The sequence below is a fragment of the Streptomyces sp. NPDC023527 genome, assembly GCF_055560115.1.
The window spans coordinates 1-9,687 of record NZ_JBVHJJ010000027.1; the positions used below are offsets into that span (position 1 = coordinate 1).

The window sequence follows — 9,687 nt, forward strand, 5'->3', positions numbered from 1 at the left end:
ACCTACCTGTTCGGCCCTTTGTTTTTGTCCCAGTTTTTGTTGGGGGGGGGCGAACGGGTGGTCTACCAATTCTCGGGGGGGGCCGGGGGGGGCGGGGCGCCCCCACCTCTCTCTGCTTGGGCTGCTAGCTGGTGTGGATGGTCTCGTGCAGGAGGTCCATGACGTACGCCTCCAGGTCGCACCGCTTGATGCGGCGGGACCGACCGCGCTTGATGTACAACAGGGTTCCCTCGGCCATCAGCTCGTAGACCGTGGAGCGGCCGATCCGAAGTGCTTCCGCGGCTTCCTCGGGGGTGTAGAGAAGGGGCTCGATGGGTGGCGTGGCGGTGCTCATCGGTGCGTGCCTCCTCGGCGGGAGTCGAGGGCGCGACTGCCCTCTGCTGGTCGTGTGCGAGGTAATCGCCGACAGAACTGACAGAACCTCCCCGCGAGGCCACTGACCAGCTGTTTTGATGCTTTGGGGCCTTGTGACAGAACTCGAAAAAACTCTGACAGAACCTCCGGGAGGGGGTTCTGTCACGGGCGGCCCGGGTTGGGCCTCGGGGTTGTGTCAGAGTTTCCGGAGGTTTTGTCACAGCCGCGATCATCGGTGTTTGTGCAGGTCAGTGGTCTAGTTCGGGGGTTCTGTCAGTTCTGTCGGCGGGTTGGGGGTTGTGTCAGGTGCCTCGGGTGAGGCGGGGGTGGGTGTCGTAGCGGGGGGAGGGCGGCCGGCCGCCGCGTCCGGTCCGCGGTGGCTGGGGTTGCTGGCGGATCCAGCCGTGTTCCTCCAGCAGGGCCAGGGCGGGATCGAGGTCGCCGATGGCGGGGAACTCCGCCCGGGGCAGGGCCCGGAACAACTCCCGCTTGGAGAACCCGTCCATCCGGTTGGCCCGAAGGTGGGTGAGCACGGCGTAGGCGATATCGCGGGCGGGTGCTGCGGTCATGGCGTCGAAGACGTCCATGGCGTGGGCGGTGAAGTAGTCACCGAGCTCGGTGGCGGCGGCCATGGTCGCGGCCTCGATCGGCTGGTGCCATCCGTCCTCGGGATGGGTGGCCAGGTGGAGGAGTCCAGCGATGCGGGCCACGGCCCCGTCGCGTTTGGAGGCCCATTTCACGATCGGGGCGAAGCTTCCCCCTTTCCCCAGCCGGGATTCGGTGACCTTCTGGAAGGCCAGGATCACCGCATCCGCTTCGGGGGTCAGGGTCAGGATCGCGGGTTCGGTCCAGCCGGCCAGTGCCAGCGTCAGGCCACCGAGTTTGCGGGCGTAGTGGGCAGCCGTCTCCTCGGAGAGGAGGGTGGGTGAGAGGTTGCGGCTGCCGACCAGGGAGACGGGTTTCGAGTACAGGAACCGGGCGAGCAGGCCGCGCCCGTCAGCCCCGTCGATCCGGGCCAGGGAGTCCAGCACTTCGGGCTGGATCGCCAGGCCGATGGTGACCGCTGGGGAGTCGATGTGTTCGGAGTCCCGGCCCTGGCGGTTGACGCGGACCATGTCTCCGGCGTGGCCTTTGAGGAACATGCCCATGTTGGGCCTGCCGCTGTAGCGCCCGGCGATGATGTCGAACAGCTCTCCCTCGGCGCTCAGGCAGGAGATCCGGCCGCCCTGCTGGGCCAGCAGGGTTCCGATGGTTTCGGGGGTGGCATCGTCGGCGATGAGCTGCGGCACGGCCGGGACCGTCATTTCCTCCACTGCCCGTGCCAGGGCGACCGCTTCGGTGGTGAGGGCGTCGCGGGTGCCGGGTTCGGCGCTGGCGGCTTTCTGGGTGGCCTTGTCGGCGGCTGCCTTGGCCAGGCGGATGGTGGTCTCGGCTTCGGCTCGTACCGGCCCGGATAGCTCGATGAGGGTCTTCTCCACGTCGAGGAGCGGGCGGACCATGAGGTCGAAGACAGCGGACTTGCGGTTGCCGGGGTCCAGGGCAATCGCGGTGTAGAGGTTCACGGGTTCGCGCCAGTGCCCGCGCACGCAGACTTTGGCCCGGCCGCCGGCTGCGGTGGCGATGACCGCCAGCGCGAGGCACCCGGCGAGGTCGACGGGCGTCTGCGTCTCCTCCGCGACACCGCGCACCATGTCTCCCAGCCAGGCGGGCAGCGTGCCGACGGGGAACGTGGGCAGGGCGGGGCGGGCCGTGATGGGGACGGGTTCGTCCCATGCCGGGCCGGTGATGTGTTCGGGGTCGAGCTGGTCGAACCCCTCCCACAGATCCGCTCTCATCTCCTCCGGGGTGGTCATGCCGGGTGCCTCCCTTGGGCGGTCCACGACGGCGGGGTAACGATGTGCAGCCACCCGATGGGGCGGTACTGGGTGTTCGGGTGCGGGTCAGGGCGAAGAGCTGAAAGGACGCCCTGACGGGCGACGCCCTTCGGGGCGCACAAGGGCTTTGCGGGCCCGGTTTGGGTGGCGGTGTGCGGCCAGTCGGTGTGGCTGCTGGCGCGGCGGGTCAAGTCGTCCTCCCTGCGCCCGTGCTGAGGCCGTTGGCCACGGCGCGTTCCGCGTACGCTTCGGGTACGCCGACGGATATGGCGGCGGCGGTGATCTCCTGTCCGATGGCGTCCAGATCGCACGGTCCCGGGCAGCGGGTGTGCAGGGCCGCCAGGAACTGCGCGACGCCGAATGCCTGAGATCCGGCGCCTGACTCGGTGTGGCTTCGCACCAGGGTCAGGCCCCGTTCGAGGCCGGTGCGGACGTACCTCTCGGTGTGCCTGCATCCGGTGGCCACGGTCCTGTCCCAGGTGGCGCGCGCGGAGGACGAAGAGACCACGCTCTCGCGGGCGGGGGTGGTTTCTTCGTGCTCGATGAGGGCTCGCACGGCATGCGGCAGATCCGTCATGGAGCCGTGCCCGGGGCCGAGCCACCGGGCGTAGGCCATGCGGGACTTGATATCCACACCGGGCCGGACCGCGTTCGCCGATCGCACGGTCCCTACGTAGATCCAGTGCTCCCCGCGCGTCGTGGGCACGGTCCTGGTGGCCGGGAGCGTCTGACGCGCCCACGCGACCGCCTCAGGGTTGTCCAGGTCCACGACGGTGAGTCCTGCGCCTGCGGGGTGGTAGGCGACGGCCGCGGCCTGACGCCATGCCGGAGCCCAGGGCGGGGAAGTGATTACAGCCGGGTCGGCGGTGGCGGCCGCCCAGCCGTGACACACAGCGGGGCACAGGCAGGTGCCCGCGTTCTTCATGTTCGGCCGCCCGCCGCAGGCGCAGTCTGCGCACGCGCGGCAGTTCCCGAACGGCACCTTCCCTGCGCGCAGGGGCAGCACAGGCACGCCGGTTTGCGCCAACTTCAGGGCGGCCAGCAGGTGGCGGTCCGTGCCGTTCATGCCGCCTCCAGTACCGACGTGGTGGGGCAGCGGTGGGGTTGGGTGCGGGCTCGCCGGATCGAGGTGGATTGCGTCATGCTGGGGGTTCTCCTGTTCTGTAGGGACGGAGAAGCCGGGGCGGTCGCGGTCTTGTGGTGAGAGGCGGCCGCCCCGGGCGTACCTAGAACGGCGGCTCGCCGCCGCCGAGCGGCGCGGGCGTCGGCGAGCTGGAGGTGGCCCACGCGTCGTTGGCGCCGTCGGCCTTTTTCACGGGCTTGCCGTCGATGCTCACGGTGGTGAAGCGCAGCGATGCGCCGATCTCGTCGACCTCGATGGCGAGCATGGAGCGCCGCTCACCCTCCGGGGTCTCCCAGTCGTGCTGACGGATCCGGCCCGACAACACCACGCGCGACCCCTTGGCCAGGCTCCCGGCGACGTGCTCGGCCAGGGCGCGCCAGGCGGCGCAGCGGAAGAAGGTGGAGATGCCGTCTTGCCACTGTCCGCTGTCCTTGTCGAAGGTGCGCGGGGTGGAGGCGACGGTGAACTTCGCCAGCGGCGTGCCGGTGTTGGTGTATTTCAGTTCCGGGTCCGCGGTGAGGTTGCCGATGACGGTGATCGGGGTCTCTCCGACCGACATGTCGATCTCCTCAGTGCAGGTTGGTGGTTCCGTTGGCGCGGCCGGGAAGGCCGCACCGGTGCGCGCGGGCACTACTTCTTGGTGTGGAAGAGCTTGATGCCCAGGCCGACGCTGATCGGGCCGGTCAGGGAGCCGACGACAGCCGCAGTGCGCACGGCGAACTCGAACAGAGCCAGGGCGGCGGCGGCCAGGCCCATGAGCCCGAGCGCGATGCCCAAGCCGATGAACAGCGGCCGGGCGTAGGAGCGGGGCGGGCGCTCGGGGGCGGGAGCGGATTGGACGATGACGAAGGGGCGTCCGTTGGCCTGGTGGTAGAGGTCGGCGGGGATGTGCGGGGCGAGGGGTCCTAACGTCACGTTGGGCGGTTGGCGCATGCGGGGTTCTCCTGTCAGGAGGTGAGGTTGGGGATGGCGTGGATGAGGGCTGCGCACACGCGGTTGATGGGTCCGGAGGCGCCGGTGCCGGCCGTGAAGAAGCCGAAGAGGAAGAGCACGACGGCGGAGCCGGGGCCGACGGTGCGGGCGCGCAGGATGAGGACCGTCAAGATGCCCAGAACGGCGACGGCGGAGAGGGAGAGGACCACGTGTTCTCCTGATTTCGGTGACGTGGAGTGAGCACCTGCGTGTGAGGCATACGGTCGGCGAAGGAAGGACCCGCATCCGGGTTCCGGAAGGGTCGCAGGCGGTTTCGGCCCCTCGTCCTGTGTGACCCACACGGCTCATAAGCCCTGGTCAGTGGCTCACACGGGGCGTATGCGTCATACAGGTGCGGCGGGGGGTGTATGAGCGGCGGGTGTGTGGGTCACACGACCGGTAGGGGTCACTGTGCGTTGCGGTACCGGGTGATGGCTTCCGCGAGGGTCTCGGCCAGGTAGCCGACCTTGGAGTCGTCCCCGATCCGCACGGTTCCGGCCCCGGGGCGGGTGACGCCGACCATCTTGAGGATCTTGTTCAGCTCGGCACCGAATGCGCTGGGGTCGAGATCCAGCGCTGCGGCGAGGGTGCCGGAGTGCATGCGCCCGCCGGCGGCGATGACGGCCTGGTGCGCGTCTCGCAGGAGCTGGGGAACGGGGTCGGGGCGGTTGCCGGGGCCGCCGGTCTGCTGGACGACGCGTCCGAACTCGGCTCGGATGACGTTCGCTTCGTCTTCGGGTGCCTGGTCGTGGCGGCCGGTGACGGTGCGGGCGGCGTCGAGCATTTGGGAGAGCAGGTCTCCACTGAACCGGACCTGCGGGCCGCCCTCACCTTCACCGTCGTTCGCGTCCACGGCGCTGGCGGCCGGGGCGCGGGATGCCGAGCTGGTAGTGGCCGCGTTGCCTGCGCTGGTGAGGGGGATGCCGGTGATCTCGTCGATGAGCGGCCGCAGGATCTCCATGTCGGTGTAGGGCAGGGTCGCGGTGGAAAGCTTTTTGTCCTTGTAGCGGCGGGGCAGGATGCGGCCCCAGCGCGAGGCGTAGAAGCGGGCCGGGGCGGTGTCGAGGAAGACCGGGTCCAGCGTGGGGCGGCGGCCGGCGAAGGTGACGGCGAGGTGGGAGATGCGTTTGGGGGTGAGCCGGTATGCCTTGAACGGAGCCGGGGCACTCTCGATGTCCTCGGCGCCCAGGGAGGAGAGGAAGCCGCAGCCGCGGTGCGGGGCGGCTTTGGGGTCCAGACGGCCGGTGCCGGTGGGAAAGAGGTGGTGCAGCTCTTCCGGGTCGGACACGCGCATGGCGGCCCGGTTGCGGGACTGCTTCTTCATGGCGGCGGTGATGACGTCCTGGGTGGCGCGCAGTCCGCAGATCACCACCCGGACCCGGGCTGCCCGCCCGGTGTCGACGACGGAGTCGAGCTTGGACAGCAGGCCCATGGGCAATTCGGCGATCTCGTCCACCAGGATCACAATCTCCGGCAGGTCCTCGGAGACAGGGATCTTGTCGTCGTTCGCGTCGTACATCAGGTCCTGGTAGCCGGACTTGCGGGACTCGATCCCGGCAATGGCCACATCGAGCATGATGTGGGCCTCTTCGACCGTGTCCGCCGCCCAGTCGACGACGGGGACGTCCGCACTGCCGTCGACGGCCCAGGGGCGTAGCCAGGGCATCGAAATGCCGGCCCCGGTGGTGTCGATGTGCCACACCAGCGCGTTATTGGTCCGCAGAATCGCGGCGTTGGCGACGTTGACGAGGTTGGATTTGCCGGAGCCGACCTGTCCGACGAACAGGGCGCAGTCGGCGGCCAGGCGGATGCCGGCGTCTTCGGCGTCGGGGTGCAGGCCCAGCGCGAGGGGGTCGTCAATGCTGGTGACGGTGGTCTTGTCGGGGTAGGGGATCTCCTCGGCCATGACGTCTTTGGCGGTAACCCGGATCTGGATTTCGCCGTAGACCATGCCGTCGGTGATCTGGATGCCGCCGCCGCGCGGGAGGCGCAGAGCGGCGGCCAGGGTGCGGTCGGCGTGGGCGGGGAGTTCGGGGGTGCCTTGGGGCATCTGGACGCGGACGGTGTAGCCGACGTCGCCCTTCCAGGGCGTCACTCCGTCGACGGTGTGGCCTTCGAGGCGGAACAGTTCGGCCAGGCGCCTTTGCCATTCGCCAGCCTTGCCGTTTGCCCATTTTTGCAGGCTTCGCTGGGCCCGCTCGGTCTTCGCGGTCTCCTCGGCGCCGGCCAGGGCGCGGGCCAGGACGACGGCGGCCGCGGTCCCCGCTCCCCACCACCCGGCGCTGTTCCAGGTGAAGGCGTTGTGATCGGTGAGGGCAACGGCGGTCCAGCCGCCGGCGGCCAGCCAGGCGGCGCAGCGGGTGACGATGTGGGCGTGGGGGCGGCGCTGGTAGAGGTCGGCTCCGGCCTGCGCGAGGGCGCCGGCCCCGGCGGCCAGGAGGGCGTAGCCGGGGGGAAGCCCGGTAAGGCCGCCGGTGGCGGCGAGGCTGTAGGCACCGCCGGCGGCCATGGCCGCCCCAGCGGCGGGGGTGACCTTCCAGCCCCAGTCCAGGCGGGAAGTACTGCTGCGTGCCATCAGGGATCGGTCTCCTTCACGGCGGGGAACGGGGCGGGCCAGGCGCCCGGCTGGAGCCGGGGCCTGACCCGCGAGAGACGGATGGGGCACTGTCAGGGGCGTCCGGGGTGGTCAGGGGATGTTGGTCAGGCGTCCCACATGGCCTCGCCTTCCTCGCCGTTGCGGGGTGCTTCGTGGCGGGAGATGTCGGGGGCGTGCAGGCGCCGGAAGTTCGGCATCAGCTCCTGCGCCGCGGACGCCGCCTGCACCAGCAGAGTGTGGATGTCGGCGATCGCGTCCACGACCGCCTTGTCGACCGGGTAGCGGTCGTTGGAACGGACCTGGAGCAGGTTCACCGCGGCGGCGACGTTCTCGATGCCATCGGGGATGCCCTCGTACTCGGCGGCGACCTGCTTCATGTGGCCTGGTTCGTAGCGGGCGTAGACGTGCGCGATGTCCTGGCACACCGCCACGAACTGCGAGGGCTGGCGTTGCCCGAAGCTGCCGTCCTGGCGGCGCTCCAGGATGTTCCACATGTGCTCCCCGTTGCGGGGCTCCTCGTAACGGCGCAGATCGTGCTCGTGAACCTTGGCGAACAGCGGCCCGACCTCCCCCGCTTTCTGCGCGGCCCGGTGGATCAGGGCGTAGACCTGGGCAACCAGATCCGCCATGCGGGCGTCGGCGGGGTACTTGTCGGCGGTGTTGACCGCGAGCTGGCGCACCGCCTCCGCGGTGGACGTCAGGCCCTCAGGCAGGCCCCAGTACTCGGCCGCCACCGCCAGCATCATCGGCGGCTCATAGCGTGCGTACGCCTCCCGCACGCCCTCGGTCTCACGCTTGAAGACGGACACCAGATCTCCTCCGAAATGCGCCCCGCCCGGGGCAGTCAGGGCACCTGCGAACGGGCGGCCCGGCTGCGGGAAACGCAGGGCGACGTCCGGGCGGGTGGCCTCGGTGTACTTGCTCTTCGCCCTGCGCATCAGACGCCGGTGCACCGCCCTGGCAGCCTTCGGGCCCCAGGTCAGGAAGTGCACACCCCAACGCTTGCCGGTGCGCGGGGCCAGGTGCAGCCACCGCAGCACCGCTCCGGCACTGGCCGCGAGGATCTTGAGCAGGAAGCCCGGCACTGCGGCCAGAGCGCCGACGGCACCGGCCGCGGCCTTTGCCCCGGCGGACCGGACCAGATACGGCACCGCGGCCCGCCCCTTCTTCGCCAGCTCCCGCCGGGCGGTACGGATCCGCTCCCGCAGGCTCTGTGCGGCAGGGGACTGGGCGGCGCTCGCGGTGGCCCGCCTGGCTGAGGCCACACCACGCACCGCCGCACGCCCGGCCCGGCGCGCGGCAGCCGCAACCGCAGACCGAACCCCGCCCCGGCCGGCAGCCAGGGCCCGCCCGGCAACGCCCCGCTTGGGAGCGCTTCCACCCCGGCCCGGCCGGTCGGCCGAACGAGCCGACCCCGCGCCCGGGGAGGCGCCACGGCGCAGGCCCAGGCGCCCCAGAACTCCGGCACGCCCGCTGTTGCGGCCGCCGGCGCCGCGATGGGCGTGCCCACCGCCAGCTCTCCCGGCATTCCCGCCACCCGAGCCACGGCCCGCACGGGCCCCGGAACGCATACCGTGGCCGCCCAGGGCGCCGCGGGAACCACCGCCCAGCGCCCCGGCCCTGTGGACGGTGCTGCGAGTGCCGGCCACCGATCCGGCCGCCGTGCGGGGCTGTTTGGCCAGCGACACCCCACGCCCGGTGCCACCCCTGCGGCTGCTGCCGTTGCGCGGTGCCGATGCCCCTGCGCTGGCCGGACCCGTGGCCAGGGAACCCGCGCGGCGCTGGCGGCCGATCCGCCCACCGCCCCAACCCGCCCCGGCTCCGCGGCCACCAACCGAACGGCGGCGGCCACCGCCAGCATCCGTACTGCCGAACATGCCGGCCACCCGTCCCAGACCGCCCCGCCGCGCGCCCCGGAAGGCACCGGCTGAACCTCCCAGGCCAGCACGGCGGGTACGCCGTGACCTGACTACCGCGACACCTGCCGCTGTACCCGCCACGACACCGGCCGCGGCGATCGTGCCGACCAGACCGGCCGACGCATACAAGGCGGCCGAACTGGTCGAGACGGCTTCCGCCCCGAACACGGCAGCGGGCAGAACAGGCAGCCCGGCACCCTGACGAGAGCGGGTCTGGTCCTGCGCTTCAGGGGCGTGGGTGATGGTGAACTCGATCGGAACCGTCTGCCCACCGTCGGCCACGGCCGTGACAGCGGCGGGCTCTGTCTCTTGCGCTGGTGCGGGCGGCGGTGGTGCCCCCGCAGGTTTGGTGTTGGACACTGTTTTCGCTCCTTTGGGGAGTGAAAGGGCGCCCCCGGCCGGGCCCTGGTAAGCGGGCCGGGGGCGTCCAACTGGTGGCCACCTCAGACGCGCTGGGCGGGAAGGTGATGGGGGTGCGCGGCGGCGGCTTCCTGCCAGCGGCGGCTCTCCGCGGCGTCCGCGTCGGAGAGGCGGACGCGGAAGGAACAGCCGCTCACGACGCACCGGTGTGTGGTGGCGAAGGCGACCTCCACGAGGTGGTTGATCGAGCACGTGACGTTGGCGAAGAGCGCCAGCGCGCACGCCGTGGTCAAGGTCATCGGCACGTCGTAGCCGCGCAGACGCGACCCGGCAGTCAGAGCGACGGCCGCGCCGACAAGGGCTGCGGCCGGGAGACGAAGACGTCGGTACTGCAATGTGCTTCCTTCCTCGGGACGGTTCAAGCAGCGCGCTGTTCCTGGAGGTAGGCGCAGGTCACGCACACGCCGAGTGAGATGGGGATAGAGCGGC

Annotated in this window: 9 protein-coding genes; all 9 read right to left on the bottom strand. The window is 70.8% G+C overall.

Annotated features, from left to right (window positions below; translation table 11 throughout):
* Positions 1 to 124: 124 nt before the first annotated feature.
* Positions 125 to 334 (bottom strand): helix-turn-helix domain-containing protein, encoded by a 210-nt coding sequence (locus ACZ303_RS31700; RefSeq protein WP_467343929.1) that lies wholly within the window; start codon positions 332 to 334, stop codon positions 125 to 127.
* 322 nt (positions 335 to 656) lie between these two features.
* Entirely contained in the window at positions 657 to 2,207 is a 1,551-nt protein-coding gene (locus ACZ303_RS31705) for a YfjI family protein (RefSeq protein ID WP_467343930.1), read from the bottom strand.
* A 208-nt stretch (positions 2,208 to 2,415) separates the two neighbouring features.
* Complete coding sequence (locus tag ACZ303_RS31710) at positions 2,416 to 3,294, bottom strand: bifunctional DNA primase/polymerase (RefSeq protein ID WP_467343931.1); 879 nt, start codon at positions 3,292 to 3,294, stop codon at positions 2,416 to 2,418.
* A gap of 160 nt (positions 3,295 to 3,454) precedes the next feature.
* Complete coding sequence (gene ssb, locus ACZ303_RS31715; RefSeq protein ID WP_467343932.1) at positions 3,455 to 3,910, bottom strand: single-stranded DNA-binding protein; 456 nt, start codon at positions 3,908 to 3,910, stop codon at positions 3,455 to 3,457.
* Positions 3,911 to 3,981: 71 nt separating this feature from the next.
* Complete coding sequence (locus ACZ303_RS31720) at positions 3,982 to 4,266, bottom strand: hypothetical protein (protein WP_467343933.1); 285 nt, start codon at positions 4,264 to 4,266, stop codon at positions 3,982 to 3,984.
* 32 nt (positions 4,267 to 4,298) lie between these two features.
* A complete protein-coding gene (locus ACZ303_RS31725) occupies positions 4,299 to 4,493 on the bottom strand; it encodes a hypothetical protein (RefSeq protein ID WP_467343934.1) in 195 nt (64 codons plus the stop codon).
* Positions 4,494 to 4,729: 236 nt separating this feature from the next.
* Positions 4,730 to 6,898 (bottom strand): hypothetical protein, encoded by a 2,169-nt coding sequence (locus ACZ303_RS31730; RefSeq protein ID WP_467343935.1) that lies wholly within the window; start codon positions 6,896 to 6,898, stop codon positions 4,730 to 4,732.
* A 125-nt stretch (positions 6,899 to 7,023) separates the two neighbouring features.
* Entirely contained in the window at positions 7,024 to 8,184 is a 1,161-nt protein-coding gene (locus ACZ303_RS31735; protein WP_467343936.1) for a hypothetical protein, read from the bottom strand.
* Between the two features lie 1,097 nt (positions 8,185 to 9,281).
* On the bottom strand, positions 9,282 to 9,497 hold the full coding sequence (locus tag ACZ303_RS31740) for a hypothetical protein (RefSeq protein WP_467343937.1): 216 nt from the start codon (positions 9,495 to 9,497) through the stop codon (positions 9,282 to 9,284).
* Positions 9,498 to 9,687: the final 190 nt, after the last annotated feature.